This is a genomic window from Paenibacillus sp. FW507-14B1B (assembly GCF_058781425.1).
Window position 1 is genome coordinate 717,794 of the sequence record NZ_JBYSWS010000002.1, and the last position, 21,313, is coordinate 739,106.

Annotated in this window: 20 protein-coding genes; 10 read left to right on the forward strand and 10 right to left on the reverse strand. The window is 43.7% G+C overall.

What is annotated here, in order from left to right; translation table 11 throughout:
- Positions 1-72: 72 nt before the first annotated feature.
- Positions 73-1,659 carry a degradosome RNA helicase CshA gene (gene cshA, locus AC3WJJ_RS11640; RefSeq protein ID WP_492542026.1) on the reverse strand — a complete coding sequence of 529 codons (1,587 nt, stop codon included), beginning with the start codon at positions 1,657-1,659 and terminating at the stop codon, positions 73-75.
- A 290-nt stretch (positions 1,660-1,949) separates the two neighbouring features.
- Between cshA and AC3WJJ_RS11645 the strand changes: the two genes are divergently transcribed.
- The 4 genes from AC3WJJ_RS11645 (at position 1,950) to AC3WJJ_RS11660 (ending at position 6,100) form a co-directional block, all read left to right on the forward strand.
- On the forward strand, positions 1,950-2,771 hold the full coding sequence (locus AC3WJJ_RS11645) for a YitT family protein (RefSeq protein WP_422657663.1): 822 nt from the start codon (positions 1,950-1,952) through the stop codon (positions 2,769-2,771).
- 181 nt (positions 2,772-2,952) lie between these two features.
- Entirely contained in the window at positions 2,953-3,141 is a 189-nt protein-coding gene (locus AC3WJJ_RS11650; protein WP_422657664.1) for a hypothetical protein, read from the forward strand.
- 279 nt (positions 3,142-3,420) lie between these two features.
- Positions 3,421-4,587 carry a putative glycoside hydrolase gene (locus AC3WJJ_RS11655; RefSeq protein WP_492540690.1) on the forward strand — a complete coding sequence of 389 codons (1,167 nt, stop codon included), beginning with the start codon at positions 3,421-3,423 and terminating at the stop codon, positions 4,585-4,587.
- A gap of 151 nt (positions 4,588-4,738) precedes the next feature.
- On the forward strand, positions 4,739-6,100 hold the full coding sequence (locus AC3WJJ_RS11660) for an MATE family efflux transporter (RefSeq protein WP_492540692.1): 1,362 nt from the start codon (positions 4,739-4,741) through the stop codon (positions 6,098-6,100).
- Positions 6,101-6,217: 117 nt separating this feature from the next.
- Here the strand turns inward: AC3WJJ_RS11660 and pfkA are convergent, their stop codons facing one another.
- From pfkA to AC3WJJ_RS11675, 3 genes are all read right to left on the reverse strand, one after another.
- Entirely contained in the window at positions 6,218-7,189 is a 972-nt protein-coding gene (gene pfkA, locus AC3WJJ_RS11665; RefSeq protein ID WP_422657667.1) for a 6-phosphofructokinase, read from the reverse strand.
- A 20-nt stretch (positions 7,190-7,209) separates the two neighbouring features.
- Positions 7,210-8,292 (reverse strand): tetraprenyl-beta-curcumene synthase family protein, encoded by a 1,083-nt coding sequence (locus AC3WJJ_RS11670; RefSeq protein ID WP_422657668.1) that lies wholly within the window; start codon positions 8,290-8,292, stop codon positions 7,210-7,212.
- Positions 8,293-8,638: 346 nt separating this feature from the next.
- Complete coding sequence (locus AC3WJJ_RS11675) at positions 8,639-8,836, reverse strand: cold shock domain-containing protein (protein WP_422657669.1); 198 nt, start codon at positions 8,834-8,836, stop codon at positions 8,639-8,641.
- 184 nt (positions 8,837-9,020) lie between these two features.
- On the opposite strand from AC3WJJ_RS11675, the gene AC3WJJ_RS11680 reads away from it, so the two are divergent.
- The 5 genes from AC3WJJ_RS11680 (at position 9,021) to AC3WJJ_RS11700 (ending at position 12,950) form a co-directional block, all read left to right on the forward strand.
- On the forward strand, positions 9,021-9,254 hold the full coding sequence (locus tag AC3WJJ_RS11680) for a hypothetical protein (protein ID WP_492540695.1): 234 nt from the start codon (positions 9,021-9,023) through the stop codon (positions 9,252-9,254).
- A gap of 4 nt (positions 9,255-9,258) precedes the next feature.
- A complete protein-coding gene (locus tag AC3WJJ_RS11685; RefSeq protein ID WP_492540697.1) occupies positions 9,259-9,450 on the forward strand; it encodes a hypothetical protein in 192 nt (63 codons plus the stop codon).
- Between the two features lie 189 nt (positions 9,451-9,639).
- The gene (gene pepF, locus AC3WJJ_RS11690; RefSeq protein ID WP_492540699.1) at positions 9,640-11,430 is read left to right on the forward strand and encodes an oligoendopeptidase F; all 1,791 of its coding nucleotides are present in this window, start codon (positions 9,640-9,642) and stop codon (positions 11,428-11,430) included.
- Positions 11,431-11,510: 80 nt separating this feature from the next.
- Positions 11,511-11,834 carry a LapA family protein gene (locus tag AC3WJJ_RS11695; RefSeq protein ID WP_492540701.1) on the forward strand — a complete coding sequence of 108 codons (324 nt, stop codon included), beginning with the start codon at positions 11,511-11,513 and terminating at the stop codon, positions 11,832-11,834.
- Between the two features lie 81 nt (positions 11,835-11,915).
- Positions 11,916-12,950 carry a M42 family metallopeptidase gene (locus AC3WJJ_RS11700; protein WP_492540703.1) on the forward strand — a complete coding sequence of 345 codons (1,035 nt, stop codon included), beginning with the start codon at positions 11,916-11,918 and terminating at the stop codon, positions 12,948-12,950.
- Between the two features lie 93 nt (positions 12,951-13,043).
- On the opposite strand, the gene AC3WJJ_RS11705 is transcribed toward AC3WJJ_RS11700, so the two are convergent.
- From AC3WJJ_RS11705 to hemE, 6 genes are all read right to left on the reverse strand, one after another.
- On the reverse strand, positions 13,044-14,993 hold the full coding sequence (locus AC3WJJ_RS11705; protein ID WP_492540705.1) for an ABC-F family ATP-binding cassette domain-containing protein: 1,950 nt from the start codon (positions 14,991-14,993) through the stop codon (positions 13,044-13,046).
- Between the two features lie 113 nt (positions 14,994-15,106).
- Positions 15,107-15,907 (reverse strand): DUF92 domain-containing protein, encoded by an 801-nt coding sequence (locus AC3WJJ_RS11710; RefSeq protein WP_492540707.1) that lies wholly within the window; start codon positions 15,905-15,907, stop codon positions 15,107-15,109.
- A gap of 31 nt (positions 15,908-15,938) precedes the next feature.
- Entirely contained in the window at positions 15,939-16,562 is a 624-nt protein-coding gene (locus tag AC3WJJ_RS11715) for a fumarylacetoacetate hydrolase family protein (protein ID WP_492540709.1), read from the reverse strand.
- Position 16,563: 1 nt separating this feature from the next.
- Complete coding sequence (locus AC3WJJ_RS11720; protein WP_492540711.1) at positions 16,564-17,343, reverse strand: glycerophosphodiester phosphodiesterase; 780 nt, start codon at positions 17,341-17,343, stop codon at positions 16,564-16,566.
- Between the two features lie 386 nt (positions 17,344-17,729).
- Entirely contained in the window at positions 17,730-18,680 is a 951-nt protein-coding gene (hemH, locus tag AC3WJJ_RS11725; RefSeq protein ID WP_492540713.1) for a ferrochelatase, read from the reverse strand.
- 49 nt (positions 18,681-18,729) lie between these two features.
- On the reverse strand, positions 18,730-19,785 hold the full coding sequence (gene hemE, locus AC3WJJ_RS11730; RefSeq protein WP_492540715.1) for a uroporphyrinogen decarboxylase: 1,056 nt from the start codon (positions 19,783-19,785) through the stop codon (positions 18,730-18,732).
- A gap of 234 nt (positions 19,786-20,019) precedes the next feature.
- Between hemE and AC3WJJ_RS11735 the strand changes: the two genes are divergently transcribed.
- Complete coding sequence (locus tag AC3WJJ_RS11735; RefSeq protein WP_492540717.1) at positions 20,020-21,231, forward strand: MFS transporter; 1,212 nt, start codon at positions 20,020-20,022, stop codon at positions 21,229-21,231.
- The last annotated feature ends 82 nt before the right edge of the window (positions 21,232-21,313 follow it).

Sequence of the window (21,313 nt, forward strand, 5' to 3'; positions counted from 1 at the left end):
AAAAAAGACGAGGATGCCGCAACAGCAGCAGCCTCGTCTTTTCTATTAAATAGGATACATCTGAAAATCAGATTAACCTTTGTAAGAATCTTCTCCACTACGGTTAGGACGGCGATCTCCGCTGTTTGTCCGCGGCTTGCGATCTCCGCTGTTATTACGATCACGGTTATATCCACCGCTACCGCCACCATCACGGCTGTATCCACCTTTGGAGTATCCACCACGTCCACTGCCGCTGCTATTACGGTCGCGGTTGTAACCGCCACTGTTGTTGCTACGGCCATATCCCGCACTAGGCTTACGTCCATTGCGGATGTCTGGCTTACGACGTTTAGCACGAATCGGATCTTCTGGTGTAAGTTGCACTTCTGCTTCTTTCTTAGTATCACCAGTCAACAACTTCATAGCTGCTGCAAGCAATTGTACGGAGTCATATTGCTCAAGAAGTTGGATAGCCAAACCTTTGTATTCGTTCAGTTCACCCTTCTCAACAATTTCAAGTACGCGCTCTGCAGTTACACGTTGTTTACCTTCAATAGCCTCAGCCATTGTAGGAAGTGGCTTACGTGGAATGCGGTGACGTGTTACACGCTCGATGAAATGCAGGTGATCCATTTCGCGAGGTGTTACGAAAGACCATGCAGTACCTTCTTTACCAGCACGACCGGTACGGCCGATACGGTGTACATAGCTCTCTGGATCCTGTGGAAGGTCAAAGTTAACTACGTGAGATACGCCTGATACGTCAAGTCCACGAGCAGCTACGTCCGTTGCTACTAGTACATCGATGCTTCCGTCACGGAATTTACGCATAACGGTATCACGTTGATGTTGGGACAAGTCACCGTGCAATCCATCTGCGGAGTAGCCGCGTTTTTGAAGTGCTTCAGCAAGCTCATCTACACGACGCTTCGTACGACCGAAGACAATAGCAAGTTCTGGGGATTCCATATCAATCAAACGGCTAAGAGCTTCAAACTTTTGACGCTCAGGCACTTCAATGTAGGCTTGATCAATAAGTGGTGCACTTACGTGCTTAGGAATGACAGAAACGTGCTCTGGATTCTTCAAGAACTGCTGCGCAAGCTTCTGGATGTTCGGAGGCATTGTAGCTGAGAACAACATGGTTTGGCGCTCTTCTGGTACAAGCTTAAGGATGGACTGAATGTCATCCATGAAGCCCATGTCAAGCATTTCATCTGCTTCATCCAGGACAACAGTCTGTACATCATCCAAACGAATTGTTTTTCTGTTGATATGGTCAAGTAAACGACCTGGTGTACCGATAATAATCTGAGGCTTCTTTTTCAAAGCGCGAATTTGACGCCCGATATCTTGACCGCCATAAATTGGAAGGGAACGAATCCCTTTAAAACGGGATAATTTACCGATCTCTTCAGCGACCTGAATAGCAAGCTCACGGGTTGGTGTCATAACGAGGGCTACGATACGATCTTCTTCTTTAGCGATTTTACTAATCAATGGAAGACCGAATGCAGCCGTCTTACCTGTACCCGTCTGCGCTTGTCCAATCATATCTTTGCCGGAAAGGGCAATCGGAATAGATTGGGATTGGATTGGAGTGGCTTCTTCAAAGCCAAGCTCTGTAATTGCTTGGAGCACCTGGGGCTCCAAACCGAATTCTGCAAATGTTTTCAATAGGTTCATACTCCTTCTATCTAGTGGACATCCCACATTCTTCTCTGTATTCTTAAGTAGCGGTAACGTTTATAGGCTTTCCCGGCCCGCAGGATTTTCTGCATGAGGTGGACCGTTTTTTTATCTGACCGCCAGTCCAAGGGTCGGCTAATGTATAATAATCCTGTTAAGCATGCAAAGTTTTCATTGAAACTAACTACTCAAGAATATCCAACACACATTATACCACAAAACAATCGAGGAATACCAGCAAGCTCCTTTAACTCATACTACTTCAGAGGTGATACCTTTTGCTAAAGCATATATGGAGCTATGCCGCCATTTTGTTCGGTGGATTCGTTATTGCATGTGGATTCAACTTGTTTCTAATACCACATCAAGTACTAAGCGGAGGGGTATCCGGTCTTGCGATGCTGATCGGCTATTTCTCCCCGTTAGATATAAGTGTTATGTACTTCGTTCTTAACATTCCAATTCTAATCGCAGGCTGGATTAAACTCGGCAAACGATTTATCTGGCTCAGCATTTTATCCGTTATCGTCGTCACAATCTTATTGGAGATTATCCCTGTAAAAGCTGTTGCTTCCGACATGCTTCTCTCTTCTGTGTTCGGAGGTGTTCTTGTAGGACTTGGTGGCGGATTATCGTTTCGAGTTGGCGGATCTACAGGAGGATTTGACATTATTGGGTCACTCGTGACTCGATACCGTGATTTCCCAGTCGGAACCATACTGGTGGGGATGAACGCTTTGGTTATATTGGCTGTAGCGTATCTAAAAGGCGATTGGAATTTAGCCCTTGCCTCTATGCTCTCCATTTTTGTAACTGGAAAAATCATCGATCTTGTTCATATCAGTCATATTAAGGTAACTGTATTTATTGTCACTGACAGAACAGAGGCCCTCTTGGATAAGCTACTTAAGCGACCTCGCGGCGTTACAAAGATCAAAACTGAGGGTGCTTTTACACATAAAGAGAAAGATATGCTAATGACCGTTACGACACGATATGAGCTAGCCGAGCTCAAAACGATCATTACGGAAACTGACCCCGAAGCATTCGTGAATGTTGTGGAAACGGTGGCGGTCATGGGACAGTTCCGCAGGAGTTAGTTTTTTCCAAACCTAGAGATAAAGATTTATAATTTGTGGTATAATATGAGTGTGTAGTCCTTACAATATTCTTGAGGTATCCGAAAGCACCCCCTCGGCAATTTTTATTAGCTTTTCCGTTTTACTGCAGACGACCAGCCTAACCTAACGACAAGGGAAGGAAAGGGTGATTTTTGTGGAAATGGAAACTGTAAAACTGTCAGAAATCGTCTTGAAATGGTTTCCGGACATGATGCCTTTCTTTAGGCAGAACGAGCTCAATTCCATGATCGTTTTGCGGGACGGACTGAGTATTCTGGAAGAGGACGACGCTTTGGAGATTATTCAATACAGTATTTGCGAGTATCAGAGTCAAGCTTATCTTCATTAATCTTGATCAAGCGTTACAGGTTTTGTAAACAATGCCGTGTTTCCCGGTTACTAACTGTGGAAATACGGCATTTTTTATTCACTCTTCTCGCGTCAGTCACATTTCATTTTGTGTTTTTCGTTTGGATTGGAACGAATTCGTTTATAAACACTAAGTAAATGGTTAAAATAAAAAGCCCTGTTGTTACATTTCAGCTTTATTGTAACAAACCTGTTCTTTTTATTTACAACATTTCCATTATAATCATGTGATGAGTGTACACAAGGGAGAGAAGCAATTATGAACATCATCTTAGCTTTATTGATCTGGGCAGCTGGAGGAATGGGACCTGTTAGTACATCTGATGGTCAGGTAAACAGTTTAATCCAAAGCTCTGTTAGCTCTGCAATCACCAATCAACAACAATCAGCAAAAACTGATTCACAAAGTGCCGTTAAAGGAGATCCCCAAGAGGAAGCTCCTAAAGTAAAAGGTGTATATGTTACAGCATACAGTGCGGGTGGAGCCCGTATGGATCAGCTTGTTGATCTGATGGATAAGACAGAACTGAACTCGATGGTAATAGACATCAAGGATGATGAAGGATACATAACGTACAAGACAGACAATCCTAAGCTTCAAGAGCTGGGCAAGCCTCAACCTTTCATCAAAGATATCCACAAGTTGATGAAACGACTTGAAAAGCATGATATTTATCCAATAGCCAGAGTTGTTGTATTCAAAGATACGATTCTCGCTAAGAAAAACCCTGAACTTTCTTTCACCAAAAGTGACGGAAGCGTGTGGAAAAATGGTGGTGGAGACAGCTTTGTCAATCCATACAGCAAGGAAGTGTGGGATTATAATATCGAAATTGCGAAGGAAGCAGCCAAACTCGGATTTAAAGAAATCCAGTTCGATTACGTACGCTTCCCTGAAGGATTTGAGAAACGAGCTGATTCGTTAAAATATACGAAGACCGATCAGTCTCGTGTGGATATCGTCTCGGAGTTTGTTAAATATGCTCGTAAGGAACTTGCTCCTCTTGGTATCCGGGTGTCTGTTGATATTTTCGGGTATGCAGCTTCCGTTCCTGCAGCTGAAGGAATTGGTCAAGACTTTGTTAAGATCTCTAAGCATGTAGACGTTATAAGCCCTATGATCTACCCAAGTCATTATTCTACCGGCTGGTTTGGTTCTAAAGCACCCGACAAAGCCCCATATCAGACGATCAAAGGCTCGATGGTAGATACGCACAAGAAACTCGATCCACTGGGATCATACAAACCAATTATCCGTCCCTGGATTCAGGATTTCACTGCCAGTTGGCTAGGAAGTGGAAATTATGTGAAATATGGTAAAAAGGAAGTTGAAGAACAAATTCGAGCGCTTAAAGATATGAATGTTGATGAATATCTGCTCTGGAACGCTGCAAACCGTTATACGGAAGGTGTAGATTACAAGTAAATTGCAATTATGCTTTATTTTTTTGAAGTCCGGCCATAAATGCCGGACTTCTTTTTTTGGATTAAACGTTTGTTATACAAGGGAAAATTGTTTACAATAAGAGGTTGTGTTCAATAAACAATTTACTTAGTAAGGAAGGCTCTAGATCATTATGGAAGTAACTCACACAACCAGACAAAAAATCAAACAATTTGCAGTCATTCTGCTTCCTATTCTCATTACCCAACTTGCCTTGTCGGCCATTTCATTTTTTGATACGAATATGTCCGGTAAATTCAGCTCTGCTGATCTGGCGGGTGTTGCCATTGCGACAAGTCTCTGGATTCCAGTTCAGACAGGACTTAGCGGAGTGCTTATGGGGATTACCCCCATCGTCTCTCAATTCATAGGAGCGCGTAGAGAGGATAAAGTCGCTTATCAGGTCATTCAAGCTATATGGCTGGCTATTATCCTTGCTCTAGTCGTACTTGGCATTGGTTACATCGCAGTACCAAGAATCCTGAACGCGATGACCTTGGAACCTGCTGTAAGAGATATCGCCGCTCAGTTCTTAATGGCCATTTCTGCAGGTATCATTCCGTTGTTCGGATATACAGTGCTCCGTAGTTTTATTGATGCTCTTGGTCAGACACGAATATCCATGGTAATTACACTTACGATGCTTCCGATTAACGTTACTCTTAACGCTCTATTCATTTATGGTCTATGGGGGTTCCCAAGGCTAGGTGGAGTCGGAGCAGGAATTGCATCAGCGATTACCTACTGGGTCGTATTTATAATTGCGATTGGGATTGTTCATAAAATGAATCCTTTCTCCAGCTTTCGGCTGTTTCAAAGTCTTCCTAAAATTTCGTTTAAAGCTTGGAAAGACCTGCTGAAAATTGGCGTGCCCATTGGATTCTCAATCTTTTTTGAAACAGCCGTTTTTGCTGCCGTCACCCTGCTCATGAGTAATTTCGATACGGTTACCATAGCTGCCCACCAAGCTGCTATGAACTTCTCAACAACCTTGTATATGATCCCACTCAGTATTTGTATGAGTTTAACAATCTTAGTCGGATTTGAAGCTGGATCTGGACGTATGAAAGACGCCAGAAAATATGCCAAGCTCGGCATTATACTCGCTGTAATCCTCTCCCTGATCACAGCAGTGATTCTACTCGTTTTTGGACGCCAAGTAGCGGGTCTATATTCTAATGAACCCCATGTAATAGAACTGGTTCAGCAATTCTTGATCTTCGCGATATTTTTCCAGATATCCGATGCCATTGCTACCCCTACACAAGGAGCATTAAGAGGATATAAAGATGTTAATGTGGCATTCATACTTGCCTTCCTCTCCTACTGGGTCATCGGTCTACCGGTTGGATATGTCTTAGCTAATTTCACTTCTTTTGGCGCATTCGGTTACTGGATCGGACTGATCTTAGGTCTTGCCGTTGGAGCAACGCTACTGCTATTACGCTTAGTGAAGGTCCAGCGTAACTTTTACCAGCAATTGTCATCTGAATAACCATATAGAGAAAGGGACTGCCTGATTGGCAGTCCCTTTCTCTATTTCTATAACGCCAGCAACGTTCCAAGTTAAATAACCCCGCAGGATTACCTGCAGGGCATATTCAAGAATGAACTATTGAGACAAGCGTAGAGCGAGCTCATACATATCCATATCGAACTCTTTTTTCGTATTTACGACTTTATCGATATCAGTTAGCGTAAGCTCACCTTTAATAATGCCGCAGCCCTTATCGGACTCACCCTGGATCAAGCTGCGAACGGCAAAGTCACCGAGACGGCTTGCAAGATTGCGGTCAAATGGTGTTGGCGCTCCACCACGCTGAATATGACCAAGTACAGTTACACGCGCATCAATAGAAGCATGACGCTGTTTAAGCGCATCCGCAACATCTTCTCCGCGTCCAACACCTTCAGCTACAATGACAATACTATGACGCTTACCATTCTCAAAGTTATCTCTCATCCGGTCAGCGATTTCATCCATGTTGTACGGAACCTCAGGAACTAAAATTGCTTCTGCTCCAGATGCAAGACCTGCATGCAAAGCGATATCTCCGCAGTGACGTCCCATTACCTCTACAACAGATGAACGTGCATGAGATGACATGGTATCACGCAATTTGTTGATTGCATCCACAACAACGCTCACCGCAGTATCAAAGCCGATTGTATAGTCAGTAAAAGAAATATCATTGTCGATGGTGCCTGGAAGTCCCATCGTTTTAATTCCCAATTTACTTAGTTTGTTAGCTCCTTGATAGGAACCGTCACCACCAATAACAACAAGACCGTCAATTCCGTGCTCGTTCAGTACATCAGCACCTCTTTGCTGGCCTTCAAGCGTCTTGAACTCCGGACAACGAGCAGATTGAAGAATGGTACCTCCACGCTGAATGATATCGCCAACACTGCGCAGATCCATTTTGTAAATTTCATTGTTAAGTAATCCCTGATATCCGCGTTGTACCCCGTATACTTCAAGACCGTGATACAGACCACTCCGGACAACGGAACGCAGCGCTGCGTTCATCCCTTGGGAGTCTCCCCCACTTGTTAGAACTGCGATTTTTTTAACTTCTGCCATGTAGTTCTTCCTCCTTATTGTCACTCATTCTTATGCCTACGGATCCATCTACTGTTGACAAAAAAGAAAAGACGGGTCATTGGGCTTCCCTTCATCAACCGTTTGGATACTGAGCGAACCAGGTGTTGTTCGCTGACTTTGGGATCGGATAAATATAACGCTAGTAATCCCTCAATGATCATACGATGAAATGGCGTTGAGGGGATTTCCGTTACATCCTTCCGGGCCCATTCAACGATTGAAGTAATACGATTTAGCATCGTCTCGGCGTCTTCATAGTAGTTACAAAAGTTAAGGTCACCGCCGAGCCTGTCTTCATCTTGATCGATCAGATAATCCAGCATAATGTGGAGACTGCATACATTGGGAAAATATGAGGCGTGAATGGCAGATGCATCCTGATCATCCAGAAATGGATCTGTCGCAGCTAGAAACAACATAAATACCCCTAAGGTAGATCCTGTTGCAGCAGCAAACTCATTCCACCTCAAATGAGGCGTGCGATGGGCAAGCTCTGACCACCATTCCAGGAGTGCATCCTCCCTCTTTTCCGGATGGATATGCTTATACACTTGCAAATCGATATACAGCTTAGCCAGATCCAATATGTACGGCTTGGCAGCTTCATATCCCGAAAGCTGACTAATACAATCTCGGCAGGTTTGTACAAGACGTCCTAAGTAGCCACCGTCCTCTTTTTCCGAACGCAGTGCATAATAGTCCACTATCTTTGTATCCGGAGTCACCGCATCCAGCATTGATTGGTGCAACTGCCTAAAATCTGCAGGGTCCAAGGAAGTACTGCGGTCGCATAAATTATCGAGATAGTCACTAATTGTCTGGTAAGCCACAATTAATGGAATCAAAATATGCTTATCCGGTAAGCCTGCCGCGGCATAAACTGCTCCGCCCTGGCAATGAAACTTCTTCGTCTCAATGCTAGCAAGCGCCTGCTTTCGAAGCTCCTCATCGGGAATTTGTTCAGCGTCAAGACGCCACCTTTCCAGCTCGATTGACACTTCAGGGAGTATGTATTTATACACCCGTCTCATGAGGCTGATCGGGCTGCGCGGAACTTTACGGCTTAGCTCTTGATTATTCAATGAACTCTGCCTCCACATGGTTGTCTTTTTATAATATCCAAATCAAACCTATTATAATATGATCGTCAATTTTGCACAAATAACACATATCACAGAATAAATTTATGGATTATGCGGGAACTAGCAATCAAGTAATTCGCTTGAAATAACACCACGACACCAAAAAAGGAAGCCCCGTCTCCATTAGACAAGGCTCCCCTTTTTTGGATTAAACCACACCCAAAATAAACATCATAAAAAGCAAAAAGACACAGATCTTTAACGAGATCTGTGTCTTCGTGCCTTAGTAAACAAATTCCTGATTAAGAAAATTCTTAATCTATAAGATCTCCATGCTGGAGTTAACTTACAGTTTTGTTACGTTGGCTGCTTGAGGACCACGGTTACCGTCAGTGATTTCGAACTCAACCGCTTGGCCTTCTTCCAAAGTTTTGAAACCGTCGCCTTGGATTGCGGAGAAGTGTACGAATACGTCTTCGCCACCATCAACCGAAATAAAGCCGTAACCTTTTTCTGCATTAAACCATTTAACTGTACCTTTCAAATGAACAACCTCCTAAAATACCGCCATCTATGGCGAATACCCATATTATATCCCATGTTTTCTGACATTGCAATCCGTCATTTTACCGCCAGAGCTCTTTTTTTACGTTTATTCTTATTTGCTTTTCAGGCCATGTCTGCGTTATCATTTAGCCAAAACCCCAATAGTAAACGGAGATATGCATATGATTAAAAAACATGAAATATACAAAAAAGACAAGTGGAACATGATGACGGTTGAGGTACAGGGCCGTTACATCGTTCTTCGCGAGATTTCAGATCAATGGGGTGAAGAAACACACACCTTCATGAGCCGCCCAGCCATGATGCAATGGGCAAACAACCGTTTTCCGAAAGAAGAATATGAAGGACAGGAAGAAGAATGGCACCGCATCATTGAAGCCTTCAAACAGGTTTAGTTCAATGGACTACAGCAATGCTGTTATCTTCATAATTCTTGCGTTCAGTTTAGGGCTTATCATGATCATGAATAAAGACCGCATCCCTCAAAAGATTCGAAGAGGAATGGCCTTGACTACTGTCGCCTTGATCCTGTTTGCCTTCTGGATTATTGTATACAGTCTATTCAATCTGGGTCTCCTAATTAAAGGATGAAAGTAGTGAACACGCGGCATACTATCCTTACGTAGCTACACTATCTAAGGAGTGTTGTCCATGAAATGTGCTAAAGCTGTTTGCTTGACTTTAGCGCTCAGTCTCCTGCCTGTTCCTGCTCTTCATCCTGATATTTGGGCAGAAGGAGCCCAGTCTATATCATACTCTCATCATTCAAGGAGGATTCCCATGGGAAAATTATTGAAACGTTCTGAGGTACCAACTGAGCATCAATGGAAGCTTTCTGATCTGTTCCCTGACCAAAAAGCTTGGGACAATACTTACACTGAAGTTCAGCAACTGATGAAAACCGCAAAAGATTTCCAAGGAAAATTAAACAATGCAAGTTCCATCAAGCAAGCCTTCGAACTTGAGGATGAAGTAGGTCTTCATATCGAAAGACTCTATGTGTATGCGCATATGCACCATGACGAAAATACAGCTAATCCTACATACCAAGCCCTTACACAAAAAGCAAAAAAATTAAGCGTTGAGGTCGGCGAAGCCCTTTCCTTCATCACACCTGAAATTCTCGCCTTGTCAGAAGCTGAGCTCGACAAGCTAATCACCGACCCTACACTATCTGACTATAAATTCACGTTAACCGAAATGAAACGCGAGAAAGCGCATATCTTGACCAAAGCTGAGGAAGCGTTACTTGCTCAGGTTGGGAATCTTTCCTCCGCACCGCAGACTATTTTTGGCATGTTAAATAATGCGGATATGAAATTCCCTGCAATCAAGGACGAGACCGGCAAAGAAGTTGAATTGACTCACGGCAGTTACATTCAGTTCTTGGAGAGCCCGAATCGTGAAGTACGCGAATCTGCGTTCAAAGCGGTATATGAAACATACGGTAAGCAAAAGAACACGATAGCTGCTACCCTTACAGCTAACGTGAACAAGAATATTTTTTATTCTCGTGTCCGTAAATACCCTTCAGTTCTAGAGATGTCACTATATGGCGACAACATTCCGAAGGAAGTTTACACGAATCTGATCGATACGATCCATGAAAGCCTGCCACTACTCCATCGTTATATGGATCTGCGCAAGAAGCTGCTCGGTGTGGATGAGCTTCATATGTATGACCTATTCGCTCCCCTTGTGGAAGAATACAAAATGGACATCACTTATGATGAAGCGAAGAAGACAATTAAGGAAGGCCTGCACCCTCTTGGTGAGGACTATCTAAAGAATCTTCAAGACGGCTATGACGACGGCTGGATTGATGTTTACGAGAATGAAAACAAACGTACAGGCGCATATAGCTGGGGTGCTTACGGTACTCACCCTTATGTGCTTTTGAACCATAAAGACAATTTGAACAGCATGTTCACATTGGCACACGAAATGGGCCATGCACTGCATTCCTTCTACTCTGACACGAACTTAAAGTATCGTGATGCACAGTACACTATTTTCCTTGCAGAGGTAGCTTCCACTACTAATGAGGCACTACTGATGGACTATCTTCTTAAGAAATCCACAGATCCTAAAGAAAAAATGTACCTGCTCACCTATTATGCAGATCAGTTCCGTACTACCGTATTCCGTCAAACCATGTTTGCGGAGTTCGAAAAAATCGTACATGAACGTTCAGAGAATGGTGAATCATTAACTCCGCAGGACCTATCGGAAATCTACTATGATCTAAATGTGAAATACCACGGTAAGAATATGACCGTAGATAAAGAAATTGGTATGGAATGGGCTCGTATTCCTCACTTCTACAACAGTTTCTATGTTTACAAATATGCAACAGGTTTCTCGGCAGCAACAAGCTTTTCGAAGCAAATCCTTGAAGAAGGTCAGCCTGCAGTTGACCGCTATCTCGGCTTCTTAAAGAGCGGTGGCAGCGACTTCTCCATTAACATCTTGAAAAAAGCAGGTGTGGATATGTCTTCGCCAGAGCCAATTCGCGAAGCAATGAGCGTATTCGAGAATGTCATCTCTCAGATGGAAGAGTTGACAAAATAACACTCTCATCTAAGCCGTAATAAAATCCCTTGCCCATGCTGGCAAGGGATTTTATACTTGTGATGGAAGGAGGTGCCCAAATGAAAATGCAATGGTCTCTTATTGCCGGTCTCTTGTTCGCTTTACTCACAGCAATTTTTGCTGTCATCAATGTCGATCCCGTAAATGTAAACCTTCTATTTGGAACGGTTCGCGTCCCTCTTATTTTGTTGATCATTGGCTGTACGTTAATTGGCGGCCTTATTGTCGGTTCATACGGAATCTATCGGCAGTACCAAATGCAGAAGCAGATTAAATCTCTGGCAGGACAGCTTATACATATTCAGGAAGTAACAGGTTACACGCCTGACCCTACAGAGACGCCGGAAGCCGCACCTCAGGATAAGGATAATCTGCCGCATTAAAAACATTTGTAAAGACTTATCCATTATCCATCCAATTAGCCTTTTATTACTCTACCCCAATCAAGTTAGGAGCGTTACATCATGTCTATACAACCAAATGAAACTTATATTCTGTCCTTACTCAAGGAATTATTGGATACACCTAGCCCAACCGGATATACCCATCATATTATGAAACGAATTGAGCAGGAAGCAGCTAGTCTTGGCGTTAATCTGACGTGGAATGAAAAAGGCGGAGCGATCTTGAGCGTTTCAGGCCAAGATGAAAGCCACACCATCGGATTAAGTGGTCATGTGGATACGCTCGGCTCCATGGTCCGTGCCATTAAATCGGAAGGCACACTGCGTCTAACAAGAGTCGGCGGCTTCATGATGAATAGCATTGAGAATGAGTACTGCGTGATCCATACACGCAGTGGAAAAACATATACAGGCACGATTCTCTCCACCCATCCATCCGTCCATGTGTATACCGATGCACGGACGTTTGATCGAGAAGAACATCATATGGAAGTTCGTATAGATGAACTTGTTGAAACAGCAGAAGATGTCAAGAAGCTAGGTATTTCTGTCGGCGACTATGTTTCGTTTAATGCTCGCGCTGAAATAACACCTAGCGGTTACATTAAGTCACGCCATCTTGATGATAAAGCAAGTGTTGCTGCGCTCTTTGGTCTGCTTGAATCGATGAAGCGGGAACATTGGAAGCCGCGTTGTAATGTGAAGATCCTAATCTCGAACTACGAGGAAGTAGGTCATGGTGCTGCATACATCCCTGATGATATTAAAGAATTGATCGCAGTCGATATGGGGTGTATAGGAGATGACTTAAGCTGCAAAGAAACGGACGTATCGATCTGTGCTAAAGATTCGTCAGGGCCATATGATTATGACATGACAGGTCGTCTCATTGAATTAGCTGAAGCTGAAGGAATTCCATATGCAGTTGATGTGTATCCACATTACGGTTCTGACGCTTCTGCTGCATTATCAGCCGGAAGCAATATCCGGGCAGCACTCATCGGTCCTGGAGTTCACGCTTCACACGCTATGGAAAGAACACACAAGCAAGCTGTTCTGAATACAACCAAGTTACTGGCAGCTTATGTGAAATAAAGTATAACAATGCAAAAAAAGTAGGGCGTCTGAAGGTTCAACAACCTTCAGACGCCCTACTATTATTAATGATAAGCGATCATTCTTCGTCCCTTACCCTTTATTTTGTTCAATTCTTTCAGCCAGTTCATTTAGATAAGTCCAGCGATCCATCAACCGTTCAAGTTCTGCTTCGGTGGCTTGAAGCTCATTCATGAGCTCCTGAAGACGCGAGGCATCGCTTGCTGCGCTCTCCATCTCAGACTGAATCTGCACCATCTTCTCCTCGGCAGCTTCGATCATTCCATCAATCTGTTCATACTCTCGCTGCTCGTTATAACTGAACTTGACCTTCTCCCGCGGTGCTTCTTTTGCTGGAGTTGATACTTGCTCAGTTTGTCCTTTATTTGCGCTTGCTTCTGAACCTTCACTCTTCTTGGATGAAGATGTGGCCCCGCCACTAACATTTCGGGACATCCACTCTGCGTATTCACTGTAAGAGCCGACGTGTACGCGAATTTGACCATCACCTTCAAAAGCCATGATCTTATCTACCGTCCGATCCAGGAAAAACCTATCATGAGATACTACAATCACAACGCCTGGAAACTCATCGAGATACTGTTCCAGCACCGACAAAGTCTGAATATCCAAATCATTGGTCGGCTCATCTAAGAGCAGAACATTGGGTGCGCTCATCAATACCCGCAGCAAATATAATCTACGTTTCTCTCCCCCAGATAGCTTAGAAATCGGGGTCCATTGTAGCGCTGGTGGAAACAAGAAACGCTCTAACATCTGCCCAGCTGTAATCGATGAACCGTCTGCAGTACGCACTACTTCTGCTTCATCTTTAATATATTCAATAACGCGTTGATTACCATCCATATCCTGGTGTTCTTGTGTGAAATAGCCAAGCTTAACCGTTGGCCCTGTAAGTACTTCGCCACCATCAGCCTCTAGGTTACCTGCGATCAGGTTCAGGAGTGTCGATTTACCGCTGCCGTTAGGCCCTACAATACCAATTCTATCTTCTGGAACGGCTATATAAGAAAGATCCTCAATCAGTACTTTCTCTCCGATCCGTTTATGAAGATGCTCTATCTCTAGTATTTTCTTACCTAAGCGCGTAGATGCTACTGATACATCGATCTCAGCAGATGAATGAACAAGCTCTTGATCTTTCAATGCTTCAAAGCGTTCAATTCTAGCCTTTTGCTTTGTCGTCCGGGCTTTAGCCCCTCTACGCATCCAAGCCAGTTCACTACGAAACAGATTCTGACGTTTCTGCTCTGCCGCAGCTTCTCTCTCTTCACGATCCGCTTTAAGTTCAAGAAATCTGCTATAGTTCGCTTCATACCTGAATAGTCGACCATGATCCAGTTCCAGCATAACATTGGCTACTCGATCAAGAAAATATCGATCATGGGTAATCATGAGAAGCGCACCACGTCGTTTCTGTAGATATTGCTCTAACCAAGCGACAGACTCATTATCAATATGGTTTGTCGGCTCATCGAGAATAAGCAAGTCCGATAGCTGAATCAGAGCAGCTGCAAGTGCTACCCGTTTCCGTTGTCCACCAGAGAGGGAACCCATTTTGTCCTCATAATTGTTGATGCCCAGTTTAGATAGAATGGTCTTAGCATCACTTTCTAACTGCCATGCCTGAAGCGTGTCCATACTTTGATTAAGCTTGAGCAGTTTTTCCTGAAGCTCTTTATGTTCGGGATTGATCTCCAGCAATTCCATCGTTTCGGTATAGTCACGAACAAGCTTCATTTCGGGCAGATCACCTGAAAATACTTGCTGCAACACAGTGTTATCCGGGTCAAAATCAGGGTTTTGAGCCATATACTGAATCCTAATCCGGTTACCTACTGAGATCTTACCGGAATCGGGCGGTTCAATGCCTGCAATAACCTTCAAAAAAGTAGACTTACCCGTTCCGTTTACTCCAATTACACCAATCTTGTCTTGATCCTCCATGCCGAAAGAAGCGTTCTGAAACAATATTTTATCGCCATAGCTCTTGGCCAATTGCTCAACTGTCATAATATTCATCGATTTATTCCCTACTTATATATGAATTTGATAAAAACAGGATAGCTTATCAAGAGTTTTCCCGGAACCTCATCATATCATGGCCGAGGTCGACTGTCGAAACCCATCCTTCACTATAATAATCCTGCTACCATCCAAGCAACTAGGCCGCCAATTAGTGAACTGATCAAATTTACTGCATCATTAGTCATCCAGCTCCAGCCACCGGAGCGCTCCGTGGGTATATCACAATGAGAATGAACTTCTACTGATTTTCCACAGACAACACAACGATACATTTTTTGTACCGTTGCACCCATCCATGAGTCAGAGAAAGCTCCGGCTAATCCCCCGATAAGACCCGCTAGTACATACGCAATAAAACTTGGATCGAGACCAGACAAAAGACCAAATAGCCAAGCCCCAGCTCCAATCGTAGCTCCCCCTATAGCTGCCGCGGTCGAACCAAGCCAAGATACACCACCAGACGTTCCTGCAGGAAGCGGTCTGCCATTTAAGATCGATCTTGGAGGCCTGCGACTCAGACTTCCGCATTCTGTAGCCCAAGTGTCCGCAGTAACTGTTGCCATCACGCCTATAAACAATAGCTTCCATATATCATGCGGATGAATAAAATGGATGAGACATAATACCATACCTATGCCACCGTTGGCGAATACTTGTCCAGCATCCCGGTTGCCTGTTTTCGCATAAGACTTCTCTAAATCCTGTTTGCTACCTTGACGGTATTTAGATAATGTCGTAGACGTGATGAAAAAAAGAAGCAGGGTTCCAAACCAAAACAGGTCCCCAGCTCCATAATAAATCGTCCCCATGAGAACAGCCGCTGCCGCTCCCGACAGGGTCAAGGATTGTTTACGATACGCCGCTCCCGCTACGATCAGTGCACCTACAGCCCCAATCAGCCAGTTCAACACTTAACCACCTCTGTCTTCTTTTGAATCTCTATCCGATTTCACAGCGACCAAGTCGCACATCACCCCAGAACAGCTCAAATACATCTTCGCTCTCGGCTGGCCCTACGCCTGCTGGTGTACCTGTAAAGATTAAGTCTCCCTTGCCCAGACCGTAGTTCTCACCAATGTAATCAATAATGTTTTGAAGAGAAAATAACATGTCTTTCGCATTGCCACGCTGTACCTCTTCCCCATTTTTAAGTACTGTAAAATCCGTATGAAGTAGAGCATCATTTCCCGGGAAACTAATGTATGGAGTCAAAGGTGCTGAATTCTTAAATGCTTTGGCTGCTGTCCATGGATGTCCTTTCTCTTTAATGACCGATTGTACATCTCTTAACGTGAAATCAATACCAAGAGCCATCGTCTCGATCAGCTCATCTACGTTCATGCCAGGTATATAATCCTTAGCCACCTGGATGACAAGTTCGCCTTCAAAGTGCACAGCTCCACGTCCCTTAGGTAGTTGTAACTTGCCGCCATCGAGCGGAACAACCGCATGAGATGGTTTCATAAATATCATGGGTTCATCCGGAACCGCATTCCCTAATTCAGCAGCGTGAAGCCGGTAATTACGACCCACACAATAAACGTTGTTCACTAAAGCACACATTTTAAAACCATCCTCTCCATTTTTTGCGCCAGAACGGAATCCGTGGTGCAATTTCGTCTAAAAATAATTCACCCCACATATCAGGACGATTAGTGCATATCATGATCTCTGGGTTCATCTTAGCTAGAGCAGCCATACTACGTTTATCGTCTACAGTCCATGCCATAGGTGTAATCCCATTTCTAATCAACTCGGCTGCAAACGGTGCATCAAGATGAGAATATCCGATGGATAGGAAGGTACAACCCATTGTTTTAAGTCGCGATAGCAGATCTCTTGGATGTGCGTCTATGATAAGGCCTACATTTACCTCTGGATCTATTTCCTTGGCTCGAAGAAGCGCCTTCGATTCAAATGATGTAAGTACGACATCAGACATCATATGATGTGCATGAATTCGCTCCAGTACAGCTTCTTCCAACCCGGGATACATATTCCCACTCGTCTTAAGTTCGATATTCAGCTTTAGGCGACCTTTTACAAGCTGTAGCACTTCATCTAATGAGGGTACCTGTTCTCCTTGGAATTCCCGACCTTTCCAAATCCCTGCATCCAATCTGCGTATTTCCTGCCAAGTTAGATCTTTCACTTTCCCTTTGCCACTCGTTGTCCGATCTACACTAAAATCATGAATAACAACAGGCACACCATCTCTCGTCAGCTGAACATCAATCTCCATCCAGTTTACAAAAGACTCTTCCATGGCAAGTCTGAAGGCAGCATTCGTATTCTCAGGTGCTTTCGAAGAAAATCCACGGTGAGCCACACAAAGATTGTTCATGATAGGACCTCCTCCGCCATTATTTTACATAATTGCAGATATACTAGGAACATATAAAGAGGTACCGATACCCTCCTGTTCCTTCAAAGAAAAATGATAAAAAAGCAGAAATGCAATGACAATAATAAGCCCCAAATTAAGGAAAGTCCATACACGTAATTGCTTAGTCTGTTTGGCCTTCATTTGAGTTTTTTTACGCTCTGTACGTGATGAGTACATCATTCACCCCTATTTCCCTCGCATATGCGGCTTTCCATGTGCTCCTTTCATTATAACAAGATACATCAGCAAGTAGAAACCACATCAAATCTTCTTAAACAACAAACATATGCGAGACATATTATACAAAATGAACCCCCCGACATTGCCGGAGGGTTGTGATGATTCTATTGATCGCTACCTTGTCTCCAGCGAGTAATGACACAATCACTCAATGTCTCCATGTAGAGGGGATCGCTATTCAATGACTCAATACGTTCTAATCGCATGTCCATCTCTTTAGCCACAGCCTTAGCTTCAATATCCAAGTCATATAACACTTCTAGATGATCCGAAACGAAGCCAACAGGAGCTACCAGCACATCTTCCACTTGTTCCTTACTTAGTTCCTGAAGTGTTTCCAGAATGTCGGGTCCAAGCCAAGGCTCAAGAGTCCGCCCTGCGCTTTGCCAAGTGAACTGCCATTTGCTTACATTAGCAAGCTCAGCAACAGCTTTTGACGTCTCCAGCAGCTGATCTTGGTATGGATCACCCATCGACAAAATCCGCTCAGGCAAGCTATGCGCACTGAATAATACGCGAACATCCTCACGAAGCGCACCAGCTTCAATGAATTGATCTAGCTTTGCACTCACACGTTTCGCTAGTGCTTCAATCAGTAATGGATGCAGATGATAGCTTTCTACAAAGGATATGTCTAGACCTAATTCCTCCGCCTTTGCTTGAGCCCGTTTCACATAAGTACCAACACTCATGACCGAGTAGTGAGGTGCAAGAACAATACCGATTGCTTGTTTGATTCCATCCTTCACCATCTGCTCTACACCATCTTCAATGAGTGGAGCCGCATGCTTTAGACCTTGATAACATACAAACTCTACACTCTCCGAGCGCTTGTCACGGTTAAGTGTATCTTGCAGCGTTCTGACTTGATGGTCTGTGTTCTCACGAAGTGGAAATACACCGCCCACAATCGCCTCATACCGGTCAGTCAGCTCCTTCAGCTGTTCCTCTGAAGGCTTGTTTCCACGCCGAATATGTGTGTAGTATTCCTCAATACCTTCCATACTTTCAGGTGTCCCATAAGACATCACCAATACACCAATCTTATTACTCATCCCATTCACCTCTACTATTAAGAGTATTCTATATAATCATTTACCCGCTTTATGGTCGAGCACTTGCTTTAAGGGCTTCTGCTGAATATTCATGAATATAAGCCGTTAGTTCACGAAGCTTGTCCAGTGATGCTTCGGGGAATAAGCCATGTCCTAGATTGAATATATAGCCTGGCTCCTGAATACCTTCATCGATAATTTCTTTGGCATATTGTTTAATAACTTCTATAGGTGCTGTCAGTACCGTAGGATCCAAATTTCCTTGAACCGCAAATTTACCGTTAAGTCGCTTACGTCCTTGAGGAATGGATACTCTCCAATCCAATCCGATGACATCTGCCTGCAGATCTTTCAATGTTGGAAGCAATTCTCCCGAGCTTACACCAGGGAAATAAATTTTGGGTACATTCAAATCCTGAAGTTCGGCAAAAATACGGGTAACGGTTGGAAGTACGTATATCTGAAAGTCACGAGGAGAAAGTGCACCGACCCAGCTATCGAATAACTGAAACGCCTTCCCTCCGTTAGATATATGTGCTCGCAAATATGCAATGACCATATCACCGAGTTTATCCATTAAGGAGAACCATACTTTAGGTTCACTGTACATCATTTCTTTCGTACGCAAGTAATTCTTGGATGGTCGGCCTTCAATTAAATAGCTAGCAATCGTAAATGGAGCACCAGCAAATGTAATTAAGGGAACATCTAGTTCGCGGTCTAGGATGCGAATCGTCTCAAGCACATGTCCAAGATCACCCTCAACATCAATAGGTCTAAGCTTCTCTACATCTGCACTACTTCGAATTGGATTATCAATGACAGGGCCGATATTCTTCACAATATCGAAATCTACGCCAATGGATGCGACGGGATTCATAATATCCGAATATAAAATAGCAGCATCTACACCAAGCTTACGAACAGGCATCAGCGTTACTTCTGCGGCGAGTTCAGGCTGCTGGCAAATTTCTAGAAGCGAATACTTCTCCTTAATCTTGCGGTATTCCGGATCATAGCGGCCAGCCTGCCGCATATACCATACGGGAATATGATTCACTTCCTGCTTTCGACAGGCTCGAATAAACTGATCGTTGTAAGTCATGTCTATGCCCCCATTAATGTATATAAAGTTACCTAGAATACATTATGCCCTACTTAAAAGTCAGTAACAACTATCACACCAGGGGATTACATGAAGAACAAATGACAATACTATGACATTGTTGCCTTTTGGAATAAAACTTATATGTTATACTGAAAGAACGGCTTTTTTCGAAGACTACATAATCTCGGTTGCATCTGAGATGGACAGCTTAGAAAGGAAGTGAAGGGCACATTGAAAACTTGGAAAATAAATCTCATTGTGCTTTGGTTCGGACAATTTCTAGTCAATGCGGGAATGACTATGATTACTCCCTTCCTGACATTGTATTTAGCTCAGGATTTGAACGTAGTGGGAGAGCATGAAATCGGGGTATGGGCAGGACTGATCTTCGCTGCCAACTTCTTGACTTCATTTATATTTCAGCCAATCTGGGGGAAAGTCGCGGATAAATACGGCCGTAAACTTATGCTTCTCCGATCAGGATTCGGCATGGCCCTCGTTATTGCATGTATGGGCTTTGCTACGCATCCTTGGCATCTGCTTGTACTTAGGCTCTTGAATGGTACAATCTCAGGATTTAATCCGGCTGCAATTTCGCTCGTGTCTGGTACAACACCAAAGAACCGAATGGGCTTTTCCATGGGGATTATGCAATCTGGACAAGTCGCTGGAACCATTCTTGGTCCGTTAATTGGCGGATTAATGGCTGATTGGGTTGGGTTCCGTCCGATATTTTACATTACAGGTACGCTTATCTTTGTTGCTTCCCTGCTTGCGTTGTTTCTCGTTAAAGAGAAGTTCAATCGTGAAGAAGCACTTCAGACTCCTCAGGTATCGGTTCTGGCCGGTCTGAAAGAGCTCAGTCATACACCGCAGCTACCTGCGCTGTTCGCTGTTACATTTCTACTTCAATTCGCTATGATCAGTCCGATGTCTCTTCTCCCTCTTTACGTGCAGAAGCTTCACGGGTCAAGTGTAGACATTGCACTATGGTCTGGATTTGTAATTGCCGTCACGGGGTTATCAAATATGATTGCCTCTCCGATTCTTGGCAAACTTAGTGATAAGGTCGGAGCTCATCGCATTCTGACGTATGCCCTGATTGGAACGGGTCTATCACTCATTCCACAAGCATTCGTTCAATCGGTGTGGCAGCTCATTATTGTTCGTTTTATGATGGGTGTATTTATGGGAGGTCTTCTCCCAAGTGTAAATGCGCTTATAAGATCCTATACACCCGACGGTATGGAGAGCCGTTCCTTCGGCTTTAATACAAGTGCGTTAGCTCTTGGTAATATGCTTGGAGCGATCATTGGCGGATTTTTATCTGGATTCATCGGTATTGAAGGACTCTTCCTGGTTTCCGGAAGCCTGCTCATTATCAATATGATCTGGGTCAAAACAAAGCTGTATTCCAACAAACCCACACCAAACTTCAGGTAATGTTAATATACAATACGAATAAACACAAAACCCAGAAACAATCAGATTTCCGAACCGTGGAGGAATCTGATGTTTCTGGGTT